The following is a 23669-nucleotide window of genomic DNA, read 5'->3' as shown; positions in this document are numbered from 1 at the left end:
CGCTAATCGTTGCGTCAGTACGAACGATAAAAAGCGCCCTCAAAGGTTCTGCAACGGTGCAGCGATTACCGGGCAGCCGGCAAAAGCCGGCAGCCCGGACGTCCTAGCCGCCGATGGTGGCCATGCTCTCGAAGTTGAGCTGGTGCAGCGGGCGCTGGCTTTCAGCTTCGAAACCGTTGGCGGCGCGGTAGCGGAAGGCGTTGGCCAGGGCCCCCACCACGTCGGCATCCGTGGCGCCGCCACGCAGCAGGGCCCGTACATCAAGCACGCCCTGGTCGTAGAGGCAGGTTTTGATGCCGCCTTCGGCCGTGAGGCGCAGGCGGTTGCAGGTGCCGCAGAAGGTGCGCGAGTACGCTGCAATGATGCCCACCGTGCCCCGGTGCCCAGCAATGCGGTACTCCGACGCCGTGGCGCCGGCGCCCGTAGCTACCGGCGTGAGGGCCCCAAAATGGGCCTCCAGGTGCTGGCGGATGCGGCCGTGGTGCCAGGGCAGCGAGGCCGGCGTGGCCACGTGGCTGCCGCCGTTGAAGGGCATTTCCTCGATGAAGCGCACGTCCACGGGCAGGTCGCGGCTGAGGTCGGCCAGCGGCACGAGGTCCTCAATGTTGCGCCCGTCCATCACCACAGCGTTGATTTTCACCTGAATTCCGGCTTCCAGCAGCGCGTGGAAGGTTTCCATCACCCGCGGCAACTCGTCGCGCCGGGTAATCTCAAAAAACCGTTGCCGGTCGAGCGTATCCAGGCTCAGGTTCACAGCTTTGACGCCCATGCGGGCCAGGGCCGGCACATGGGGGGCGGTCAGCACGCCGTTGGTGGTCAGGCTGAGGTCGTCGATGCCCGGTAGAGCGGCCAGGCGCTCCATGAAAGGCACCAAGTCGCGCCGCACAAAGGGCTCGCCACCAGTGAGGCGCACTTTGCGCACGCCCAGGCCGGCCAACAGGCCCACCAAGCGCAGCATTTCCTCGTAGCTAAGTAGCTCGTGCTTGGGCATGTACTGGATGCCTTGCTCGGGCATGCAGTAGAAGCAACGCAGGTTACAGCGGTCCGTTACGGCCAGGCGCACGTACTCCAGCGGCCGGCCGTGCTGGTCGATAAGAGTAGTGGCCGGCGTGGCGGTGGCCGGCAAAAGCGCAGAAGTCAGCATATTCAGTCCCAGTTTTGCCCGGTCGTACGTAAAGCGGGCGGGTTCAGCTAAACCTCTAATCGGCCGCCGGTGTTCAGGGGCGTAACACCAATGGCCCCGGCGGGCGTTTCCACCTGGGGTAAATTTACCAAAAATTATGGCCCTGAAAATCGCTCTCTTCGGCATCACCCGCGACATCGTGGGCCAGCCCACGCTGGAGATGCCCACCCCCGCCCCCGCCACCGTGGGGGCCCTGCTCGACCACATGCGGGCCCACTACCCGGCCTTGGGCCAGCTACGCAGCTGCGCCGTAGCTGTGAATAACGAGTACGCCCCCGCCGACCAAGCCCTGGGCCCCAACGACGAAATCGCACTGATTCCGCCCGTGGCTGGCGGGTAGTGTTTCAGTTATCAGTTAACAGTGAGCAGTTAACAGTGATTGAATCGTTTTTATCCAACCCGTTAACTACCCACTGTTAACTGACAACTAAAAAATGACGCCCCACCTTTCCATTACCGACCAACCCATCGACGTGGCCGCGGCCCTGGCCGCCGTGCAAACCGACGCCGCGGGGGCCGTCAATTCTTTCATCGGCACGGTGCGCAACCAGAGCGGGGGCCGCCGGGTGCGCCGCCTGCACTACGAGTCGTACGACAGCATGGCCCTCACGCAGCTGGGCCACGTGGTAGCCCAAGCTTACGAAAAGTGGCCCATGCTGCAAGAAGTAGCCGTGGTGCACCGCAAAGGCACCCTGAACCTCGGCGACGTGGCCGTGGTAGTGGCCGTGGCCACGCCCCACCGGGCTGAGAGCTTCGCCGCCTGCCAGTTCATCATCGATACGCTCAAGCAGGTCGTAACCATCTGGAAGCGCGAGGAATACGAGGACGGCACCGAGTGGGTGGCGGCGCATCCGTAGGGCCCCGTTGATTTGGACCTAAAAAAAGGCCGTGCTGGAGCTACGCTCTGCACAGCCTTTTTTAGGTACTCTTCTTAATTTCCCCTCAGCACTGTTTCCACTTCGGCGCGCTCCTCAGGGGTGTTCACGTTGCGCAATTCATCGGGTACTGGTGGGGCCAGCACGGCGGTATCGGAGTTGATGAGGGCCTTGCGCGGGCACGAGTAGCCGAGGCTGAGGAAGCGCAGCAACTCGCCGTAGGCCCTGGGTTCCCAGATGGTGACGAGCGGCTCGGGGAAGTCGTTCCAGGGGCTTTGCAGGGCGGTGGCAAAGCGGCCGGGCTGGCGGTTATTCACCAGAAACTCCAGCGTGGTGCGGGTGAGCAGCGGCAGGTCGCAGGCCAGCACCAACCAGGCGGCGTTGGGGTCGGCGCGGAAGGCGCTTAGCAGGCCGCCCAGTGGCCCCAGGCCGGCGAAGGTATCGGGCAGCGGCACGAGGCCGGCGGGCAGTTCATCGGCCTGGTCGGGGCGGACGGACACGCGCACATCGGCGCAAAACTCGCCCAGCAGCGCGGCGGTGTGCTGGCGCTGGTCGGCGGCGCCGTGGTAGCGCAGGGCCCCTTTGTCGGTGCGCATCCGCTCGCTGCGGCCGCCAGCCAGCACCAGGCCGCGCAGCATGGGCACGGCGGCGGCGTACCATTTTTGGATGAACACAGCGATGCCGGCCGCATCGGCCAGGGGCAGCACGGGCGGCAGTGGCCCCCCCGCCAGGTGCGCCAGCAGCACTGGCGGCAGCTCGGTTTGGCCGGCAGCCAGCAGCACGAGGCGCACGTCGGTGAGGCGGTCGAGCTTCTTATCCAGCGGCTTGCGCGGGTCGACGATGACGACTTGCTGGCGGGCGCGGAAGTGGTTGCCGTTCACTAGCACCACGCTTTCGTGGGCCAGCAGTTCGGGCTGCGAGAATTTGTCAAGGGCGCGGACGGTATTCAGTTGGCGGTACGTGATTTTATCTACCAGCTCAGCCGACAGGCCACTTTCACCAACGGCTGGCACCAGCTTAGTGGGCGCGGGGGCCCCCAGGGCGGCGTCGTCGGCGGCGTGGTCGGCATCGACGTAGGCCACGCGCAGGGCCGGGGCCAGGTGGGGCAGCAGCCGCGCCACCAAGGCCTGGATGTCGCTGCACGGGGCCCCCAGGATGGCCAGCTCGTGGCGGCCAAATTCGCCCACGTCGGGCCGGGCCAGGGCGGCGTGCTTGGCACGTTTCGGGGCGTTATCAGGTTGGTTTTCCATGAGGATTACGATTTTTCGGGCCGCAAAAAGTCGCGCTTGCCGCCGGTTTTTTCAATCAGCTGCACGCCCGTGATGGTGATGTCGTGCGAGAAAGCCTTGCACATGTCGTAGATGGTGAGGGCGGCCACGCTGGCGCCGGTCAGGGCCTCCATTTCGACGCCGGTGCGGCCCGTGACGACGGCCGTGCACACTACGCGCAGGGCATCGGGGCCGTCGGGCTCGATGGTGATTTGGCAATCATCCAGGCCCAGCGGGTGGCAGAGCGGAATGAGGTCGGCCGTCTTTTTGGCCCCCATGATGCCCGCCAGGATGGCCGTGTGAATGACGGGGCCCTTGTGGCTGGGCAGCTCGCCGGCCCGCACGCGGCCCAGCAGCTCGGCGCCCAGCACCACGCGGCAGTGGGCGCGGGCCAGGCGACGGGTGGGCGCTTTCTGGCCCACGTCGACCATCGTGGGCTGGTTGGCAGCGTTGACGTGGGTGAATTTATCAGACAGCATAGCTAGTTGTCAGTTATTTATTGTCAGTTGTTAGGGCAAGAGTGGCGGGGAGCCAGTGGAACCGTATACGTTCCGCCCGTTGCTTCGGCAGTTGGTGGCCGCAAAGGTGCGACCAGGCCACCTTTGCGGGCCAAGCACATCCTGCGTGCTGGTCGCCTAACAACCGACAACAAACAACAGACAACTAGCTATGATTTCCGTTGCCGAAGCCTACGCCCGCGTGCTGGCCACCGCCCACCCGCTGCCCTCCGAAACCCTGCCCCTGCCCGAAGCCGCCGGCCGCCTCCTGGCCGAAGACCTGGCCGCCGACCGCGACTTCCCGCCCTTCGACCGGGTGGCAATGGACGGCATTGCCGTGGCCTACGCCGCCTGGGCCGGCGGCCAAACGGTGTTTCCCATCGCGCACGCGCAGTTTGCCGGGGCCCCCGCGCTACCGCTGCCTGGCCCGGGCGTGGCCGTGGAGGTGATGACCGGCGCCGTGCTGCCCCCCGGGGCCGACGCGGTGGTGCGCTACGAGGATATCACCATTGATAACCAGCAGGCTACCATCAATATTCCACCGGCCGCCCGGCCCGGCGTGAACATCCACACCCAAGCCACCGACCGCCGCCGCGGCGACCTGTTGCTGCCCGCAGGCACTCGCCTCACGCCTGCCGCGCTGGCCGTGGCCGCCACTGTGGGCGCTGCCGAAGTGCGCGTGACGCGCCTGGCCCGGGTGGCGGTGGTGAGCACCGGCGACGAGCTGGTGGACGTGGCCGCCACGCCCCTGCCTCACCAGATTCGGCGCTCCAACGCCTACGCCGTGCAGGCCCTGCTGGCCCCCGCCGGGGCTGATGTGCACCTGTTTCACCTCCCCGACGACCTGCCCACGCTGCGCCAGGGCCTCACGAATATCCTCGCCGCCGGCTTCGACGCCGTGGTGCTGAGCGGGGCCGTGAGCAAGGGCCGCGCCGACCACCTGCCCGGGCTGCTGCGCGAGTTGGGCGTGGTGGAAATTTTCCACGAAGTGAACCAGCGCCCCGGCAAGCCCATGTGGTTTGGGGCCCGGGCCGACGGGGGCCCCGTGGTATTCGGCCTGCCCGGCAACCCAGTGTCGACGCTGCTGACGGCCGCCCGCTACGCGCGTCCGTGGCTGCTAGCCCTCCAACAGCCGGCCGCCGGGGCCCCAGAGCCCACCCCAGCTGCGCTCACGGCCGCGGCGCAATTCCGACCCGCGCTGACGCACCTGCTGCCCGTGCAAATTGCCGTGGATGCGCAGGGCGTGCGCCGCGCCACGCCAGTGGTCGTGGGCGGCTCAGGCGACTTGGCCGGCCTGCTCGGGGCCGATGCGTTTCTGGAGCTGCCGGCGGAGCTGACGGAATTTGCTCCTGGCACCGTGTGGCCGGCTTGGCCGCTGTAGCGGCGGGGGGCCCTAGGGAAAGCAGTCGGGCCGGCTGCCGGCTTTCGCGCTGCCCGGTAATCGTTACGGTCGTGTTGCGGTTATTCGGGTACGCCTGGGGGCCCTGGGGATTACCGGGCAGCCGGCGAAAAGCCGGCAGCCCGGCCCGGCCATTACTTCCTTCCCGTGCGTATCTTCGCAGTAGCTGCTATCCAGAAAGACCGAGGGACTGGGCCCTGTGACGTCTTGGCAACCTGCTTTGAGTAGGTGCCAACTCCCGTTCTGCCAATGCGTTTGGCTGAAGAAGATGACAGCCGGAACCGCTCCCACCAGGAGCGGGTTCTTTCTGGATAGGCGCGCTTATTCGCCGCTTTTATCTGGTTAAGAATGTCCGGTTTCGCTTCCTCCCCTACCCTTGCTGCCCCTGAAATTACTGTGGCCGACGCCCCCAGCACCAGCCCACTGCCAGAGATTCTTCGTCAGCGCCTGCTGATTCTGGACGGGGCCATGGGCACCATGATTCAGCGCCACCCACTCACGGAGGAGGACTTCCGGGGCCCCCGCTTTGCCGACCACCCCAAGCCCCTGCGCGGCAACAACGACTTGCTGAGCCTGACGCGGCCCGACATTATTCGCGGCATTCACGCCGAGTACTTCGCCGCCGGGGCCGACATGGTGGAAACCAATACGTTTTCGGGCACCACCATCGCCCAGGCCGACTACGGCTTGGAGCACGTGGTGTACGAGCTGAATTACGAATCGGCGCGCCTGGCCCGCGACGCGGCCGACGAATACTCGACGCCCGACAAGCCGCGCTTCGTGGCCGGGGCCGTGGGGCCCACCAACCGCACCGCCTCGCTCTCGCCCGACGTGAACCGCCCCGGTTTCCGCGCCGTGACCTTCGACGAGTTGGCTACGGCTTACCTGGAGCAGGTGCGCGGGCTGGTGGACGGCGGCGTGGACACGCTGCTCATCGAAACGATTTTCGATACGCTGAACGCCAAGGCTGCCCTTTATGCGGTGCAGAAGTTTTTCGACGACGGCGGGCGCCAGGTGCCGATTATGATTTCGGGCACCATCACCGACGCCTCGGGCCGCACGCTGTCGGGCCAAACAGTGGAGGCGTTTTGGAACTCCATCCGTCACCTGCCGCTGCTGAGCGTGGGCCTGAACTGCGCCCTCGGGGCCAACCAGCTCAAGCAGTACGTGGAGGAGCTGAGCCGCATTTCCGACGTGCACATTTCGGCCTACCCCAACGCGGGCTTGCCCAACGCTTTCGGTGGCTACGATGAGTCGGCGCAGGAATTCGCGGCCCTGGTGGAGGACTACCTCAAGGAAGGCATCGTGACGGTGGTGGGCGGCTGCTGCGGCACCACGCCCCAGCACATTGCCGAGCTGAGCCGCCTGGCCCGGCAGTACAAGCCGCGCCCGCTGCCCGAAGTGGCCCCGGCCACCCGCCTGAGCGGCCTGGAGCCGTTCGGCATCACGCACAACAGCCTGTTTGTGAACGTGGGCGAGCGGTGCAACGTGACCGGCTCGCGCGCCTTCGCCCGCCTCATCCGCACGGGGGCCTACGAGGAGGCGCTGGCCGTGGCCCGCGCCCAAGTGGAGGGCGGGGCCCAGGTCATCGACGTGAACATGGACGAGGGCATGCTCGATTCGGAGCAGGCCATGACCACATTCCTGAACCTAATCGCTTCGGAGCCCGACATTTCGCGGGTGCCGCTGATGATCGACTCCTCGAAGTGGAGCGTGCTCGAAGCCGGCCTGAAGTGCGTGCAGGGCAAGAGCATTGTGAACTCGATTTCGCTGAAAGAGGGCGAGGAAGTGTTTTTGCAGCGCGCCCGCACCGTGCGCCAGTACGGCGCGGCCATGGTGGTGATGGCCTTCGACGAAGACGGCCAAGCCGACACGCTGGAGCGCCGCAAAATCATCTGCCAGCGCAGCTACGACCTGCTGATGGACATCGGCTTCCCGGCCGAGGACATCATCTTCGATGCCAACATCCTCATCGTGGGCACGGGCATGGAGGAGCACCGCACCTACGCGCTCGACTTCATCGAGGCCGTGCGCTGGATTAAGGCCACCCTGCCGGGGGCCCTAACGAGCGGCGGCGTGAGCAACATCTCGTTCTCGTTCCGGGGCAACGACGTGGTGCGCGAGGCCATTCACTCGTCGTTTTTGCTGCACGCCATCCGCGCCGGGCTCGACATGGGCATTGTGAACCCCAGCCAGCTGGCCGTGTACGACGACGTGCCCAAGGACCTGATGGAGCTGGTGGAAGACGTGCTGCTGAACCGCCGCGCCGACGCCACCGAGCGGCTGGTGGACTTCGCCGAAACCGTTAAGAAGAAGGACAAAACCGAGGTGGTGGCCGACGCCTGGCGCGCCCTGCCGGTGCAAGAGCGCCTGCAACACGCCCTCATCAAAGGCATCACCGAGTTCATCGACCAGGACACCGAAGAGGTGCGCCAGCAAGTAGCCCGGCCGCTCGACGTGATTGAGGGGCCCCTGATGAGCGGCATGAACGTGGTGGGCGACCTGTTCGGGGCCGGCAAAATGTTCCTGCCCCAGGTGGTGAAATCGGCCCGCGTGATGAAGAAAGCGGTGGCGTATTTGGAGCCCTACCTGCTGGCCGATAAGCAGAGCGGCGACCGCCAAACGGCTGGTAAGATCTTGCTGGCTACGGTGAAGGGTGACGTGCACGATATTGGCAAGAACATCGTGGGCGTGGTGCTGGCCTGCAACAACTTCGACATCGTGGACCTGGGCGTGATGGTGCCGCTGGAGCGGATTCTGGACGAGGCCGTGGCGCAGGGCGCCGATATCATCGGCCTTTCGGGCCTCATTACGCCCTCGCTGGATGAGATGGTGTACGTGGCCCAGGCCATGAAAAAGCGCGGCCTGAAGGTGCCGCTGCTCATCGGCGGCGCTACCACGTCGCGCCTGCACACGGCCGTAAAAATTGCGCCGGCCTACGACGGGCCCGTGGTGCACGTCAACGACGCCTCGCGCAGCGTGGGCGTGGCTGCGGGCCTGCTGGGCTCGGGCGAAACGGCCTACGCCCAAACCGTGGCCGACGACTACGCCGCCCTGCGCACCGACTACGCCGGCCGCCAGCGCGACAAAAACTACCAGACCATCGAGACCGCGCGCGCCAACGGCGTGAAAATCGATTGGGCCGGGGCCCCCATTACCAAGCCCACGTTTTTGGGTACCAAGGCGTTCGACAACTACGACCTGGCCGAGCTGGCGCAATACATCGACTGGACACCCTTCTTCCACACCTGGGAACTGAAGGGGCGTTACCCGCGCATCCTCACCGACGAGAACCTGGGCGAGGCGGCCACCAAGCTGTTTGAGGATGCGCAGGCCATGCTGAAGAAGATTGTGGACGAGAAGCTGCTCACGGCCCGCGCCGTGGTGGGCTTCTGGCCGGCCAACACGGTGGGCCACGACACCATCGAGCTGTACGCCGACGACGAGCGCGGGGCCCCCGTGGCCGAGTTCTTCACCCTGCGCCAGCAGGGCGAGAAGGGCCCCGGCGTGCCCAACATCGCCTTTTCCGACTTCCTGGCGCCTAAAGACAGTGGCCGCGCCGATTACATGGGCGGCTTTGCCGTGACGACCGGCATCGGCATCGAGAAGCTGGTGGAGGCCTTCGAGAAAGACCACGACGACTACTCCAGCATCATGGTGAAGGCCCTAGCCGACCGCCTGGCCGAGGCCTTCGCCGAGCGCTTGCACCAGCGCGTGCGCGAGGAGTTTTGGGGCTATGCGGCCGACGAGAAGCTGACCGGCGACGACCTCATCCAGGAGAAGTACCAGGGCGTGCGCCCGGCCCCCGGCTACCCCGGCTGCCCCGACCACACCGAGAAAATCACCCTCTTCGAACTGCTTGATGCCGAGCGGCAAACCGGCATCACCCTCACCGAGAACCTGGCCATGTATCCCACAGCGGCCGTCAGTGGCATGTACTACGCCCACCCCGACTCGCGCTACTTCGGCCTCGGCAAAATAGGTCGCGACCAAGTAGTGGACATGGCCCAGCGCAAGGGCATGGCCCTGCCCGAGCTGGAGCGCTGGCTGATGCCGAACCTGAACTACGAGCCAAAGTAGCACCGCCGCCCGGCCCGGGCTTCCGGCTTTTTCGCCGGCTGCCCGGTAACCCCCAGGACCCCAAGGCGCACCCAAAGGCCGCAACAGTTAGCAGCTGGGGCCCCAAATTTTCTTCTACGATTAGCGGACAGCCGGCGAAAAAGCCGGCAGCCCGCCCCGCTCACCCCTTCCCATGAAAGTTACCGACCACTTGGCCCAGGCCAACGGCAAAACGCTGTTTTCCTTCGAAGTGCTGCCGCCCAAAAAGGGCGAAAACATCCGCACGCTGTTCTCCAACATCGAGCCGCTGATGGAATTCAAACCGCCGTTCATCGACGTGACCTACCACCGCGAGGAGTACGTGTACCGTCAGCACCCCAACGGCTTGCTGGAGAAGAAAACCGTGCGCCGCCGGCCGGGCACGGTGGGCATCTGCGCGGCCATCAAAAACCGCTTCGACGTGGACACCGTGCCGCACCTCATCTGCGGCGGCTTCACGAAGGAAGAAACGGAGAACGCGCTGATTGACTTGCACTTCCTGGGCATCGACTCGGTGCTGGCCCTGCGCGGCGACCCCATCAAGTCGGACGGCGTGTTCAAGCCCGAGCCCGACGGCCACGCTTACGCCTGCGACCTCATCGGCCAGCTGGCCGACCTCAACAAGGGCGAGTACCTGGACGAGGCCCAGGACGATACCTGGGCCACCGACTTCTGCATCGGCACGGCCGGCTACCCCGAAAAGCACTTTGAGGCCCCCAACTCCGGGGCCGACATCCGCTACCTCAAGCACAAGGTGGACCGCGGGGCCGACTACATCGTGACGCAGATGTTTTTCGACAACGAGCAGTTTTTCGACTACGAGCGCCGCTGCCGCGAGGCGGGCATCACCGTGCCCATCATCCCCGGCCTCAAGCCCTTAACGACGAAGGCGCAGCTCACCATGCTGCCGCGCACCTTCTTCCTCAACCTGCCCGAGGCCCTGGTGGAGGCCGTGAGCCAGTGCCGCGACAACGAGGCCGCCCGCGCCGTGGGCATCGAGTGGTGCCTCAACCAAAGCCGCGAGCTGATGGCCCACGGCGTGCCCTGCCTGCACTACTACTCGATGGGCAAGGCCGAGAGCATCCGCAAAGTGGCCAAGGAGCTGTTTTGAGTCATTTAACAGTTATCAATTAACATTTAACATCCGTACTATCTTGGGCGAAGCTGTTCGCTGCACGTACTTGCCTCGCTAATTTCGGCGCGTCCCGCCCTTGCCGGCCGGGTGCCACCAGCTTGTTAAATGTTAATTGATAAATGTTAAACGACCTCTTTGCCCAGCTCCGCACCGCTACGGCGCCGGCCGAGATTGAGGCCCTGCAAAACGGCATCTGGCAGGTGTGGCTGACGACCGGCGACGACGCCCTCGACAAGCAGCTGGAGGACGGCATGCGGGCCCTGCAAGCCGCCGATTTCACCCGTGCCATTGGCGTGTTTGACGCGCTGATTGCTGCCGCCCCGCACTTGGCCGAGGGCTGGAATAAGCGCGCCACCGCCTACTACCAGCGCGGCGACTACCGCGCCTCGCTCGCCGACATTGCCGAAACCCTGCGCCGCGAGCCCCGGCACTTTGGGGCCCTGTGGGGCCAGGCGGCCATCTTGCGGCAGCTGGCCGACCCGCGCCGGGCCCTACGCACCCTCAAGCAGCTGGAGGCGCTGTGCCCGCACCTGCCCGGCCTGCGCGAGCAGCAGCTGGCCCTGCGCGAGCAACTGGAAGACGGCGGCTTTTAATTGCTAATTGTTCTTCGCTCTTTGTCAGTTGTCCGTTGTCCGTTGCTAGCAACTGATAACTAGCAACTAAAAACCTACATTTCGAATATGAAAACGTTCTTTTCGCTCTCGACCCATGCGCTGGCGCTGGGGGCCCTGGCCGGCCTGCTGACGGCCTGCGACTCGACCCCGCGCGAGCGCCAGACGGCGGTGCGCGAGCAGTCGCGCAAGCTGGATACGCTGGCCCGCAAGGGCGGCAAGGTGCTGGCCCGCGTGGGCCGCCAAACGGCCCAGTACGACGCCGCCAACCGCGCCCGCCGCGCCGAGCCCCTTAGCCCGGCCCGCAAAAAAATCTTCGCCGCCAACCTGCTGGGGCCCTACGCCGGGCACCTCGACGCCATGATGCCGGCCACCATCGGGGGGCCCTACCAGCAGCTGCTCCGGCAAACGCGGGCCCGCCGCCAGGCCTGGACCGCCCGCGACTGGGACTACGCCCGCGCCGTGTACGCCGACGTGAACGCCGCCCTGGCCCGCGTGCGCCTTGATTTGCCCGCCCGCGACGAGCTGCGCGTACGCGCCTGGCAGGCCGAATTTGTGGCCCTGCAAGCCGGCCACACCGCCACCGAGCTGCGCGCCGCCACCCGCGACCCCGCGGCCGCCGCTCGCCGCTGATTTTCAACCCCCGCGGGCTTTTTGGTGTTGATAGAACCTCTACCAACGCGCTTTGCCCATGAGTTTTGCTTCTAAACTGCTTCCGGCGTTGCGCCGCCACTGGCCCCATTACCTAGTAGAAGCCGCGGGACCCGCCGCTTTTCTGATTATATCGAGCGCCACGGCCGTCGTGTTTCACCACCCCGATTCGGCAGTGGCCCGCACGCTGGGGCCCAGCGAAATGGTGCAGCGCGTGGGGCTGGCCTTGGTCATCGCGGCGCTGATTATGGCCATGGCCTACTCGCCCTGGGGCAAGCGCTCGGGGGCCCACTTCAACCCGGCCGTGACGCTTGGCTTCTGGCAGCTCGGCCACATCCGCACCGCCGATGCGGTGTGGTACGTGGCGTTTCAGTTTGCGGGGGCCTTGGGGGCGGGCTTCCTCATGTTCAACCTGTTGGAGCCGTGGTTTGGCTACCCCGCCATTCACTACAACACCACCCGGCCCATGGAGGGCGACTACGGCTGGCTGTGGGCGCTGCTCGCCGAAATCGGCATTTCGGCGGTGTTCATGCTGGTGCTGCTGCGGGCGCTGCACTCGGCGCAATTCAAGACCTGGGCGGGGGCCCTGTCGGGGCTGATGCTGGCCGTTTTCATCGTGTTCGAGTCGCCCGTATCGGGCATGAGCCTGAACCCGGCCCGCTCCACGGGCACGGCGGCGGCCGCGCAGCTGGCCCCGGGGCTGTGGGTGTATTTCGTGGGGCCCCTGCTGGCCATGTGGGCCGCGGCCGTGCTCTTCGGCCGCTACCGGGCCCGCAAGGCCCTACCCGAGCGCCCGCCCCTGTACCCCGACGCTACGGCTTAGGGCCCCGGCAGGGGCCCCGGCGTAGCCATCAGGGGCATTCTTGCGTACAGCCAAGGCCCACTCTTCATTTGCGCCATGCCTTCCAAGAAACCCACCGCCACCGTTCCCAAGGGCCCCACCGACGCCCCTAAGCCCAAAAAGCCCGCCCCTTCCAAAGCCCCCGAGCGCCCCACGGCCCAGGACATGAAGGCCGTGGCCGAAAAGATTCCCTACCCCGGCAAGCAGGCCGACATGAAGATGCAGCCGCAGTCGGACCTGCGTGCCTACCGCGCCGCCGGCAAGCTCCAGGACAAAATTGCCCTCATCACCGGGGCCGATTCGGGCATTGGCCGGGCCGTGGCCGTGGCCTTTGCCAAGGAAGGGGCCCATGTGACCATCGTGTTCAACGAAAACCTGGAGGATGCCAACCAGACCAAGGCCATGGTGGAAGCCGAAAAGCGCCGCTGCCTGGTGCTGCAGCTCGACGTGCGCGACCCCGAGCAGTGCAAGCAGGCCGTGCGCCGCACTTTGCAGGAGTTCGGCCGGCTGAACGTGCTGGTGAACAACGCCGCCTACCAGCAGGCGCAGGAAAAGTTTGAGGACATCCCGGAAGAGCAAATCCGCCGCACGTTCGATACCAATATCTTAGGCTACATCTGGATGGCGCAGGCTGCCATTCCGCACCTCACCCAGGGCGACGCCATTGTGAACACGGGCAGCATCGTGGGCATCGTGGGCATTCCGTTGCTAGTGGATTACGCCTCCTCGAAGGCTGGCATCCACGCCCTCACCAAGTCGCTGGCTCTGTACCTGGGCGAGCGCGGCATCCGGGTAAACGCCGTGGTGCCCGGCCCGGTCTGGACGCCCAACATTCCCGGCACCATGCCGCTGGACGAGATTGAAAAGTTCGGCCACGAAGTGGCCCTTAAGCGCCCCGGCCAGCCCGACGAGTTGGCCCCGGCCTACGTGCTGCTGGCCTCGGAAGACGGTTCCTTCATGACCGGCAGCCTCGTGCACGTTACGGGCGGCAAGCTCAGCAGCGACGAGTAGGGCCCCCGGGGCCCCGGGCCGGGCCGCTTGCCCCGCGGGGCGGGCGGCCCGGCTTTTCGTTGGCGCCCCGCGCAGCTATAGTTAATTAGCAAATTTCCTGGCTGCCAAAGGCCAAAAGCCCGGAAACCCACCTACCTTTCTTCCTGCGAACTGTTGAGCCTCCGGGCCCCGTTTGGCCGGACTATTCTTTTTCCCACCCTCTCTTCCCCTCCTTCATGGCCGATACTTCGACCTCATTCCTCGACCGGAGCCGCACCATTGCGGGCCCCGGCTACAACCGCTGGCTGGTGCCCCCGGCGGCCCTGGCCATTCACCTGGCCATTGGGCAGGCCTACGCCTTCAGCGTGTTCAACAAGCCCCTGGGCTCGCTCATCAGCGGCGACCCGGCCAAGCCCGACGCCCTGGACTGGACGCCCACTCAAATCGGTATCACGTTTTCCATCGCCATTGTGCTGCTGGGCTTGTCGGCCGCCTTATTTGGCAAGTGGCTGGAGCGTGTGGGGCCCCGCAAGGCCATGCTGGCCGCCGCGCTCTGCTTCGGCGGCGGTTTCCTCATTGCGTCGCTGGGCATCAGCATGCACAACATCTGGCTGGTGTATTTCGGCTACGGCTTCGTGGGCGGCATCGGGCTGGGCATTGGCTACATCTCGCCGGTGAGCACGCTCATCAAGTGGTTCCCCGACCGCAAGGGCGTAGCCACGGGCATGGCCATCATGGGCTTCGGCGGCGGTGCCATGATTGCCTCGCCCCTCTCGGTGGCGCTGATGACGTACTTCAAAGGCTCGGCCCCGCAGGGCGTGGCGCCCACCTTCATCACCCTGGGCATCATCTACTTCCTGTTCATGCAGTTCGGCGTCTGGACCATCCGGGTGCCCGCCGACGACTGGAAGCCCGCCGGCTACGTGCCCAACGAGGAACACAGCGCCCTTATCACCACCGGCAACGTATCGGCCGATAATGCCATCAAAACGCCGCAGTTCTGGCTGCTGTGGGTGGTGCTGCTCACCAACGTAACGGCCGGCATTGGCCTGCTCGAAACGGCCTCGCCGCTCATCCAGGACACGTTTTCGGACAAGGCCATGGGCGCGGGGCTGGGCGTAACGGCCGCCGCCGCCGCGGGCTTCGTGGGGCTGCTCAGCCTGTTCAACCTGCTTGGGCGCTTCTTCTGGTCGTCGGCCTCCGATAAGCTGGGCCGCAAAACCACCTACGCCATTTACTTTGGCCTCGGCATTCTGCTCTACGCCCTGGTGCCCACGCTGGGGCGCAACCTCCAGCTAACCTTCTATGTAATTGCGGCTTGCGTGATTGTGAGCATGTACGGCGGCGGCTTTGCCACGGCCCCGGCGTTCTTGTCCGACCTGTTCGGCAAGTACCAAGTGGGGGCCATCCACGGCCGCTTGCTCACGGCCTGGAGCACGGCCGGCGTGCTGGGGCCCCTGATTGTGCACCAGCTGCACGACCGTGCCAAGGAGCAGGGCCTGACCGGCGCGGCGGCCTACCAGAACGTGTTTTACACCATGGCGGGCCTGCTGGTAGTGGGCCTGCTGGCCGACTTGGCCATTACCGCCGTCAACGAAAAGTACCAAGAAAAGGGCCCCGTCACCGTCGAAGCCGGCGGCCACTAGGCGGCAATTCCTCACTTACAAATCGTTAGCTATTATGAACCCAAACTCCAATTCCAACGCGCCGGCCGCCGCCGAAGATTCTAACGGCGGCTCGGCCGTACTGGCCTGGCTCTTCGTGGGCCTGCCCCTCGCCTGGGGCGTTTCGCAAACTTTCCTCAAGGCGCTGGCGCTGTTTAAATAAACGCCCCCGTTTTTTTCGTCGCCAAAAGCAGCCGGCCCGCGCCGGCTGCTTTTTTTGGGCCCCGGCGCCAACCGATTGGGGCCCCGGCGGTTTAATGTCAATTCTGAAGACTTTCAGAAACCAGCAGCGGTCGTCTGCCGTTGAGCTTATTGGTTCCTGCCGTTTCACCGCCCGCTCTCCCCACCCCCTGATGTCTACCCCCCACTACCCGGCCGGCACGGTGCGCGCCCTGCTGCCTACCGCGCACGTGTCCGACGCCACCCGCGCCGCTTTGCAGCAGCGCCTCGACGCGCCCGCCGACTACACCCCGCAGTTCTTGGCACCCGAAGCCTTCGCTTTGCTGGAAGCCGTGGCCGCCTGCCTGTTTCCGCAGCCCGACCGCCCCGAGCGCCCCATCCCCCTGGCCCCGTCCGTGGATGAGCGCCTGCTGGAAGGCCGCTCCGACGGCTGGCGCTACGATGCCCTGCCCCCCGACCGCGAAACGTACCGCCTGGGCCTGGGCGCCATCCAGGAAACGGCGCAGGCCCTGTTTCAGCAGGACTTTCCCACCCTCGGCGCCGAGCAGCAGCAGCGCGTGATGCAGGCCGTGGCCGATGGCACCCCGCCCGGTGCCACCTGGCAGACGCTGGATGCCAGCCGCTTCTTCGAGGAGATGCTGGCCGAGCTGACCGAAATTTATTACGCCCACCCGCTGGCCCAGGAAGAAATTGGCTACGTGGGCATGGCCGACCTGCCCGCCTGGACGAAAATTGGCCTCAACGAAAAGGAAGACCGCGAAGTACCAATGGGCGAATGAGTGAATGAGCGACGGACTGATTCGGGGTAATCCCGCTTTAGTTCTTCCCTGCCGTTTGCGTCACTTCCCCATTCACCCATTTACTCATTCCCCCGATGCCCGACGAAGAAGTATTAGAAGAAGGCGTGCTGAACCCGGTGCAGCCGGAAATTCAGGACCCGCTGTTGCGCGAGCTGATGGCCGATGCGCCCGCCACCGCACCCGCTTTGGAAATTCCGCAGGAGAAAGCCCAGCCCACCACCGCGCCGCTCGAGGAAGTGGATTGCGTGGTTATTGGCCTCGGGGCCGGGGGGGCCCCATTACTGGCCCGCCTCGCCCAGGCCGGCATGAAGGTGGTGGCCCTGGAAGCCGGCCCCTGGCACAACCCCGAGAAGGATTTTGCCACCGACGAGCGGGCCCAGGACTTCCTGTTTTGGAACGACGAGCGCCTTTCGGCCGGCGGCGACCCGCTGGCCATGGGCAAGAACAACTCGGGCACCGGCGTGGGCGGCTCCACGCTGCACTACACGGCCTACACGCCCCGCCCCCTACCCGACGACCTGCACATCAAGCGCGACTTCGACAAGGGCGCCGACTGGCCCCTGACCTACGACGACCTCGCCCCTTATTACGAAGAGGTAGAGCAGTTTCTGGGCGTATCGGGCCCCACGCCCTACCCCTGGGGCCCCAGCCGCCCCAAGGGCTACGCCCTGGCCCCGCTGCCGCTCAATAGCGCCGCTCAACTGATGGTGCGCGGAGCCGAAAAAATCGGTATTCGCACCTCGCCGGCTCCCAACGCGGCGCTGTCGGCCCGCTACTACCAGGAGGGCGTGGGCTGGCGCGAGGCCTGCACCAACCGCGGCTTTTGCCAGGCCGGCTGCTCGAACGGCGCCAAGGCCAGCATGGACGTGACGTTCATTCCGCTGGCGGTGAAGTACGGGGCCGACATTCGGCCCAACAGCTTCGTGACCGAGATTGAGCGCAACGCCCAGGGCCTCATAACGGCCGTGGTGTACACCCAGAACGGCCAGCAGCACCGCCAGCCCTGCCGCAACCTGTTCCTCTGCGGCGGCTCGGTCGAAACCCCGCGCCTGCTGCTCATGAACGAGCTGGCCCTCACCAGCGGCCAGGTGGGCCGCAACCTGATGGCCCATCCCGGCGTGCAGGTCTGGGGCACGTTTGCTGATGAAGTGCGCCCCAATAAAGGCATTCCCGGGGGCCTCATCTCGCAGGATACCCACCGGCCCCAGGACGCCGACTTTGCCGGCGGCTACCTGCTGCAAAGCATCGGCGTGATGCCCGTTACGTTTTCGGGCCAGGTGGCCCGGGGCCGCAAGCTGTGGGGCCAGCCCCTGCGCGACTACATGCGCAACTTCAACCACATTGCCGGCATCAACATATTAGGTGATTGCATGCCCCACGCCAGCAACTACCTGGAGCTCAGCGACGAGCTAGACGCCCGCCAGCTGCCCAAGCCGCGCCTGCACTTCACAGCCCAGGAAAACGAGCACCGCATGAACGCCCACGCCGAGCGCATCATGCGCAACATCTGGGAAGCCGCCGGGGCCACCGATATCTGGTCGTTCGGGCGCTACGCGCACGTCATCGGCACGGCCCGCATGGGCCTGAGCGGCGACGACGCCGTGGTAGACCGCGACGGCCGCGCTTTCGACGTGCCCAACCTCTACATCTCCGACAACTCCACGTTCCCAAGCGCCCTGAGCGTGAACCCGGCCCTGACCATCATGGCCCTGAGCCTGCGCACCGCCGATAAGTTCCTGGAGCGCGAGCAGCGGCGCGATGCCTGATTTTAGTTGTTGGTTGCCCGTTGTTGGTTGTTAGGCACAGCTGAGCTATTCAACGAACCAACCAACTGACAACGAGCAACTGACAATTAAATCTGATGAAATCCTTTCTCACCGAGATAAAAGGCCGATATGGCAGCGGCGACTACGAGGGCGACCAGTTCGGCGGGGCCCGGGGCCACAACGGCAACGGCCTGCCCACGGGCTTGCCCAACAACTTCATGTTTGCCACCGGCATTGAGTGCAGCTACCCGACCATCGACAACGGCAAAACCCGCCGCGACATGCTGGCCGAGTGCGACCACTACAACCGCTACAAGGAGGACCTTGGCCTGGTGAAGGAGATGGGCCTCAAGGTATTGCGTTACGGATTGCCGTACTACCAAATCCAGCAGGGCCCTGGCAAGTACGACTGGGAGTTTGCCGACTTGGCCATGGCCGAGATGCAGCGCCTGGAAATCACGCCCATCCTGGATCTGATGCACTTCGGCTTGCCCGATTGGCTGGGTAATTTCCAGAATCCCGAGCTGGTGGTGCACTTCGCCGATTACTGCGAGCAGGTGGCCAAGCGCTACCCGTGGGTGCGCTACTACACGCCCGTAAACGAGATTTACGTGACGGCTAAAATGAGCGCCAAGGACGGCATCTGGAACGAGCAGCTGAAGTCGGACAAGGCCTTCGTGACGGCCCTGAAGCACTGCGTGGCAGCCAGCATCATGGGCAACCAACAGATTGCCAAGCACCGCTCCGACTGCATAATTGTGCAGAGCGAGTCGGCCGAATTCACGCACGAATTGCGGGCTGAGCACACGCCGGCCGTGCAGCTGGAAAACCTGCTGCGCTTCACCTCGCTCGATTTGCTGTACGCCCACCACCCCGAGGGCGAGGTACTGAACTACTTGTACGACAATGGCCTGACCCGCCGCGAGTACGACTGGTTTATGGCCGGCGAGCCCCCCGGGTACCAGATCATGGGCAACGACTACTACGGCCGCAATGAGAAAATCATGCTGCCCAACGGCGAAACGGTCGTCAGCATGGACGTGCTGGGCTGGTACAACATCACCCGCGACTACTACCTGCGCTACAAGAAGCCGGTGATGCACACCGAAACCAACGTGTTCGATGCCAACGAGGGCCCCACGTGGCTTTGGAAGCAGTGGGTCAACATCCTGCGCATGCGCAAGGAAGGGGTACCGGTACTGGGCTTCACGTGGTACTCGCTCATCGACCAGATCGACTGGGATAAGGGCATGGCCACCAAAACCGGCACCGTGAACGCCTGCGGCCTGTTCGACCTCGACCGCAAGCCCCGCCCCGTGGCCGATGCCTACAAAATGCTTCTCCAGGAGTACGGCCAAATCACCATCGTGCCCCACGGCGAGCTGTTCGAAGTGACCGAGCGGCCCGCCACGCTCAAGGTGGAGGTGTAGGTGTAGGGCCCTGGGAGCCCCCAGGGGCCCTGGGCTGGCCGCCGCCGGTCGGTAGCAAAAGTCGCTTTGCACCTTAAAAAGTAAGGGCCCCGTCCGCCAGTTGGCGGGCGGGGCCCTTACTTTTTAAGCAATATAACAGGAGCTTACCTGGCCATGGTGAGCTTGAATATTTTGCTGTTCTTGCCGGCCACCAGCCGCACCAGGTAGATACCTTCTGCCAGGTCGCGGCCACTCACCTGGTAGTGGTACTTGGTACCGGCCTCGGCCGTGCCCGCGGCAATATGCTGAATCAGCATTCCCTTGGCATCGTACAGCTCGAGGGTATACGACTGTGTGGTAGCCAGCGCGAAATCGACGTTGGCCACGTCCGCAAAAGGATTGGGGTACACCTCGAACTGCGGCTGGGCGGCCGGGGCTGGCTGCGCCAGTGCCTTCTGGCTGTTGGCCACTCTCGTGGCCACGTCGCCACTGCAATTGACCACGCTCACCGTGAGGGGAGTGCGCGGGCTTTCGCAGCCACTCATAGCCTGCGATACGTAGTAAGTGGTGTTGCCCGACGTAGCCGTTGAGGGCACGAAGTCGGGGGTGGCCGTGGTGGCGGTGGGGCTGCTGTACACGCGCAGGCTGGCCCCCGTGGCCAGGGCTACGCCGCTGCTCAGGGGCCGGGCCGTGGCGCTCTGGCAGTAGTTGGCGGCCATCAGCTGGTTCAGATTGGCGTAGATGTAGTTGGCAATTAGCGTACTACCGGCGCGGTTGGGGTGCAAGAAATCTTGGCGCAGGGAAGTGGGCGGCACGTCGGCGGCGTGGTCGGCAACGTCCTGAGGCTGGGTCGGGTCGTAGTGGTCCACCAGGAAGGCGCGCACATCCAGGTAATGGTTGCCGTAAATGGCCGCCAGGTCGTCGTTCAACGGCTTCACCAGCCCATACCCGTAGGTTCCGATGCCTTCGCCGGCACCGTTGCAGATGCTAATAATCAGGTAGTTGTTGTGGCCAATCGTGGCCACCATGGTAGCAATGCTGGCCTTGACCTGGGCGGGTGCGTTCGAGTCGTTACGTCCGGCCCAAATGATGACCGGCCATTTGTACATTTCGGGGGCAGCCACCAGCCGGTCCTTTATCTGCACCGACGTCTGGCCGCCAATGCCACCTTTATATACTGTCCCTCCCGTGAGCTGGGCCAGCAATTGCGGGTACAGGCTGTAGTTGGCTTCGGTAAACGAGTCGCCCCAGGCTGCAATGCTGGTGGGGTTGATGCCGGGCGGTGGCACCAGGGCCGGGGCCTTGAGCTCCGACATCACGTTGACCACGATGGGGGCCCGGCCGCTCTCGCAGCCGTTGAGCAGTTGCGCCGCGTAGTACGTCGTGCTGCCGATGGTAGTGGTCGCGGGCCGGAAATCAGCTAGCGCCTCCGTGCTCGTGGCGCTGGCGTAGAGGCGCAGCGTGGCCCCATCGATCAGCGTAACACCGCTGCTGAGCAGCGCCGCCGCCGTGCCCTGGCAGTAGGTAAGCGAACCCACCACGGCGGGCACCGCCGGTCCGTTCGTCACATTGACCACGATGGAGGCCCGGCCGCTCTCACAGCCGTTCAGCAGTTGCGCCGCGTAGTATGTCGTGCTGCCAATGCTCGTCGTCGAAGGCGCAAAGTCAGCCAAAGCTGCCGTGCTCGTGGCGCTGGCGTACAGGCGCAACGTGGCGCCATCGGCCAGCGTCACGTTGGCGCTCAGCAGGGCTGATTGGGTCCCTATGCAGTAGGCCACTGGGCTCCGCACAACGGGTGCGGCCGGCCCATCGGTCACGTTGACGGCAATAGGGGCCCGGCCGCTCTCACAGCCGTTCAGCAGTTGCGCCGCGTAGTACGTCGTGCTGCCGATGGTAGTGGTCGAAGGACGGAAGTCCGACAGGGCCACGGTGCTCGTGGCGCTGGCGTAGAGGCGTAGCGCCGCGCCGTCAGCTAGCGTCACGCTCGCACTCAGCAGTGCCGAGGCCGTGCCCACGCAATAGGCTACTGGCGTAGCAACAACTGGCCGCGCCGTGCCTTCTACAACAGTGACCATAATGGGGGCCCGGCCGCTCTCGCAGCTGCCCGTTACCTGCGCCACATAGTAAGTAGTGCTGCCCAAGGCAGTCGTCGAAGGGCTGAAGTCGGCCAGGGCCGTGCCGCCGCTGGCAGCGGCATACACGCGAATGGCACTGCCAGGAGCCAGGGCCACACTGGCGCTGAGCAGGCCGGCGGCGGCGCCCTGGCAATACGTGAGCGGGCTCACCACGCCGGGCGTGGCCGGGCCACTGCTCACGGCCACGGTAAGGGCAGTGCGGGCGCTCTCGCACGTTCCCACTACTTGCGTGGCATAGTAGGTAGTAGTTCCCGCCGCCGTAGTGGTCGGAATAAAATCAGCCAGTATGGCCCCGCCGGTGGCGGCGGCATACAGCCGCAGCGTGGCCCCAGGGGCCAGGGTCACGCCCTTGCTCAGCAGGGCGGCTTGGTCGCCGATGCAGTACCCCACGGAGCTCACCGTTACGGGTGCGGCCGGCCCATCAGTCACGTTGACGGCAATAGGGGCCCGGCCGCTTTCGCAGCCATTGAGCAGCTGCGCCGCGTAGTACGTCGTGCTGCCGATGGTAGTGGTCGCGGGCCGGAAATCAGCCAGCGCCTCCGTGCTCGTGGCGCTGGCGTAGAGGCGCAGCGTGGCCCCGGTGGCCAGCGTCACGCTGGTGCTTAACAAGGCAGCCGGCGTACCCAGGCAATAGGCCAGGGGGCTCGTCACGCTGGGCACCGCAGGCCCGTTCGTTACGTTGACTACAATGGCCACCCGGGCACTTTCGCAGCCGCCAGCTACCTGGGCCGCGTAGTAGGTTATGCTGCCCACGGCCGTGGTGGGCGGAGCGAAATTAGCCGCCAATGCCGTGCCGCCAGTGGCCGCGTTATAGAGAACCAGCGTGGCTCCCGCAGCCACCGTTACGCTGGCACTAAGTGCCGGGGCGGTGGCGCCGGTGCAATACGCAAGGGGCCCTGCAACCGTGGGTGCCGCCGTGCCCGGGCAGGCCGTGCCGGGCAGCACCTCAATGGCCGACACCTTGGCCTGGTCCACGCCCCCGGCGCTGAACAGGGCCGAGAAGTCCAGGTTCAGCACGTTGTCCGAAACCGTCACGGCGAACGACTCGCTCGTCGCCGTCAGGGGCCCCACCTTCTTCACAATGTCGTAGCGCGTGAGCACCTTGGTGCCCTCCGCCGCCACGTCGAACACCCGCTGCCCCGCCGCCGTCCAGTACGTCTCGGCGAAGTGCAGCACCACCGTGTACTTGCCGTTGCTCACCGGCAAAGCGTAGCCGAACGACCCGCCCGCCCGCTCGCTCTGGTACATCGCCCCGTTGGCCGTGCCGGCGATGGCCCCGTTCCCCGTATTAGGCGTGCCCCCGGCAAAGGATTTGTCCGCCGCAAAAGTCCCAATGGAATTCGTCACCTGGGGGCCCCGGCGTTGAGCCGATAAACCGGCGCGCCCTGCGCCAGTGCATCAACTGGCAGGTTCATCCCAAAAAAGAAGCTCGCAAATACGACCTTCCAAAACCACTCATTACTCCGGTAAAGCTTGTATTTCATATTATTTTACGCAGATAGCGTTCTATGTAGTTTATTTCTCTCTGTATTCTTCAATCTGTATTCTTCAATTATTTCCTTCTTCCCTATTAAGCAAATGCCCCAAATTTTTCAATCTGTGCTTGGCCAAGCATGCCGTAAAATGCACTGATACCACCTTCCCGCAATAGATTGATGCAACATCTTGAAAAACAAGACTTTACATAGATAAGTCATACAATTATTCAGCCATTGAGATTGCGGCTGTCCCTCTTGTTTTAAATACTCCCGCCCGCAGCATCTGCCATTACAGTACTATGGCAGCAGTTATAAGCGCCCTTTTAATTCCTGCATTTGTATGAGAATAAATATATATTTCGCCCTTATCAATTTTTCAGGAATTAGTAAGTAGCGTTTTCTTGATATCGATGCTATTTGGCTTAGTGATTAACAGTGGTCTACATCGCCAAAAATCCACCTCCTATAATTATCCTATTGCCAAAATTTAAAACTAATCTCGAGCTTATATCAGCTCGACTACTTTCAGATTCGACAAGGGGTATTTCGCAGAACGAATATACGATTCCACATATACTCAAACAATTTTTTATGAGAAAAAACATAGTTTAAAGCCAATAATCTTGAAATTTTTAAATAATAATTTTGGTATTTCTCATTCATATTAGGCATCTAGGCTACTGTCAAAA

Annotated in this window: 18 protein-coding genes and 1 riboswitch; of the genes, 14 read left to right on the top strand and 4 right to left on the bottom strand. The window is 64.4% G+C overall.

Features of this window, described 5'->3' with window-relative positions; all coding sequences use genetic code 11:
- Positions 1-103: 103 nt before the first annotated feature.
- The gene (moaA, locus tag BEN49_RS25055; RefSeq protein WP_070747842.1) at positions 104-1144 is read right to left on the bottom strand and encodes a GTP 3',8-cyclase MoaA; all 1041 of its coding nucleotides are present in this window, start codon (positions 1142-1144) and stop codon (positions 104-106) included.
- 136 nt (positions 1145-1280) lie between these two features.
- Here moaA and BEN49_RS25050 point away from each other — a divergent pair, with 136 nt between their 5' ends.
- Together BEN49_RS25050 and BEN49_RS25045 are read left to right on the top strand one after the other, a co-directional pair.
- Positions 1281-1523 carry a MoaD/ThiS family protein gene (locus BEN49_RS25050; RefSeq protein WP_070747839.1) on the top strand — a complete coding sequence of 81 codons (243 nt, stop codon included), beginning with the start codon at positions 1281-1283 and terminating at the stop codon, positions 1521-1523.
- Positions 1524-1617: 94 nt separating this feature from the next.
- The gene (locus tag BEN49_RS25045) at positions 1618-2040 is read left to right on the top strand and encodes a molybdenum cofactor biosynthesis protein MoaE (RefSeq protein ID WP_070747836.1); all 423 of its coding nucleotides are present in this window, start codon (positions 1618-1620) and stop codon (positions 2038-2040) included.
- 74 nt (positions 2041-2114) lie between these two features.
- Here the strand turns inward: BEN49_RS25045 and BEN49_RS29055 are convergent, their stop codons facing one another.
- On the bottom strand, positions 2115-3308 hold the full coding sequence (locus BEN49_RS29055) for an NTP transferase domain-containing protein (protein WP_204376202.1): 1194 nt from the start codon (positions 3306-3308) through the stop codon (positions 2115-2117).
- Positions 3309-3313: 5 nt separating this feature from the next.
- Entirely contained in the window at positions 3314-3805 is a 492-nt protein-coding gene (gene moaC, locus BEN49_RS25035) for a cyclic pyranopterin monophosphate synthase MoaC (protein WP_070747832.1), read from the bottom strand.
- 190 nt (positions 3806-3995) lie between these two features.
- On the opposite strand from moaC, the gene BEN49_RS25030 reads away from it, so the two are divergent.
- The 12 genes from BEN49_RS25030 (at position 3996) to BEN49_RS24980 (ending at position 19388) form a co-directional block, all read left to right on the top strand.
- The gene (locus BEN49_RS25030; protein ID WP_070747829.1) at positions 3996-5204 is read left to right on the top strand and encodes a molybdopterin molybdotransferase MoeA; all 1209 of its coding nucleotides are present in this window, start codon (positions 3996-3998) and stop codon (positions 5202-5204) included.
- A gap of 184 nt (positions 5205-5388) precedes the next feature.
- Positions 5389-5497: riboswitch (SAM riboswitch) on the top strand.
- 193 nt (positions 5498-5690) lie between these two features.
- The gene (gene metH, locus BEN49_RS25025) at positions 5691-9302 is read left to right on the top strand and encodes a methionine synthase (RefSeq protein ID WP_070747891.1); all 3612 of its coding nucleotides are present in this window, start codon (positions 5691-5693) and stop codon (positions 9300-9302) included.
- Between the two features lie 172 nt (positions 9303-9474).
- Positions 9475-10431: a methylenetetrahydrofolate reductase [NAD(P)H] gene (gene metF, locus BEN49_RS25020; RefSeq protein WP_070747826.1), complete on the top strand. Its 957-nt coding sequence runs from the start codon at positions 9475-9477 to the stop codon at positions 10429-10431.
- A gap of 143 nt (positions 10432-10574) precedes the next feature.
- Positions 10575-11048 (top strand): tetratricopeptide repeat protein, encoded by a 474-nt coding sequence (locus tag BEN49_RS25015; protein WP_070747823.1) that lies wholly within the window; start codon positions 10575-10577, stop codon positions 11046-11048.
- A gap of 87 nt (positions 11049-11135) precedes the next feature.
- Positions 11136-11699 carry a hypothetical protein gene (locus BEN49_RS25010; protein ID WP_070747820.1) on the top strand — a complete coding sequence of 188 codons (564 nt, stop codon included), beginning with the start codon at positions 11136-11138 and terminating at the stop codon, positions 11697-11699.
- Positions 11700-11757: 58 nt separating this feature from the next.
- Positions 11758-12540 (top strand): MIP/aquaporin family protein, encoded by a 783-nt coding sequence (locus BEN49_RS25005; protein WP_125917245.1) that lies wholly within the window; start codon positions 11758-11760, stop codon positions 12538-12540.
- A 183-nt stretch (positions 12541-12723) separates the two neighbouring features.
- Positions 12724-13569, top strand: a complete 846-nt coding sequence (locus tag BEN49_RS25000) for an SDR family oxidoreductase (RefSeq protein WP_070747888.1) — start codon at positions 12724-12726, stop codon at positions 13567-13569.
- Between the two features lie 215 nt (positions 13570-13784).
- Positions 13785-15194: an L-lactate MFS transporter gene (locus BEN49_RS24995; protein WP_083326476.1), complete on the top strand. Its 1410-nt coding sequence runs from the start codon at positions 13785-13787 to the stop codon at positions 15192-15194.
- Between the two features lie 34 nt (positions 15195-15228).
- Positions 15229-15375, top strand: coding sequence for an MFS transporter small subunit (locus BEN49_RS27400; protein ID WP_125917243.1), 147 nt, complete (start codon positions 15229-15231; stop codon positions 15373-15375).
- 190 nt (positions 15376-15565) lie between these two features.
- The gene (locus BEN49_RS24990) at positions 15566-16171 is read left to right on the top strand and encodes a gluconate 2-dehydrogenase subunit 3 family protein (protein WP_070747813.1); all 606 of its coding nucleotides are present in this window, start codon (positions 15566-15568) and stop codon (positions 16169-16171) included.
- Positions 16172-16266: 95 nt separating this feature from the next.
- Positions 16267-17958 (top strand): GMC family oxidoreductase, encoded by a 1692-nt coding sequence (locus BEN49_RS24985; RefSeq protein ID WP_083326475.1) that lies wholly within the window; start codon positions 16267-16269, stop codon positions 17956-17958.
- Between the two features lie 95 nt (positions 17959-18053).
- The gene (locus tag BEN49_RS24980) at positions 18054-19388 is read left to right on the top strand and encodes a family 1 glycosylhydrolase (protein WP_070747810.1); all 1335 of its coding nucleotides are present in this window, start codon (positions 18054-18056) and stop codon (positions 19386-19388) included.
- A 143-nt stretch (positions 19389-19531) separates the two neighbouring features.
- On the opposite strand, the gene BEN49_RS24975 is transcribed toward BEN49_RS24980, so the two are convergent.
- A complete protein-coding gene (locus tag BEN49_RS24975) occupies positions 19532-22849 on the bottom strand; it encodes an Ig-like domain-containing protein (protein WP_070747807.1) in 3318 nt (1105 codons plus the stop codon).
- Positions 22850-23669: the final 820 nt, after the last annotated feature.

This window comes from Hymenobacter coccineus, from assembly GCF_001816125.1.
Lineage (GTDB): Bacteria > Bacteroidota > Bacteroidia > Cytophagales > Hymenobacteraceae > Hymenobacter > Hymenobacter coccineus.
Note: the sequence above shows the minus strand (reverse complement) of the source record. Positions and strands in the feature narration are given on the sequence as shown.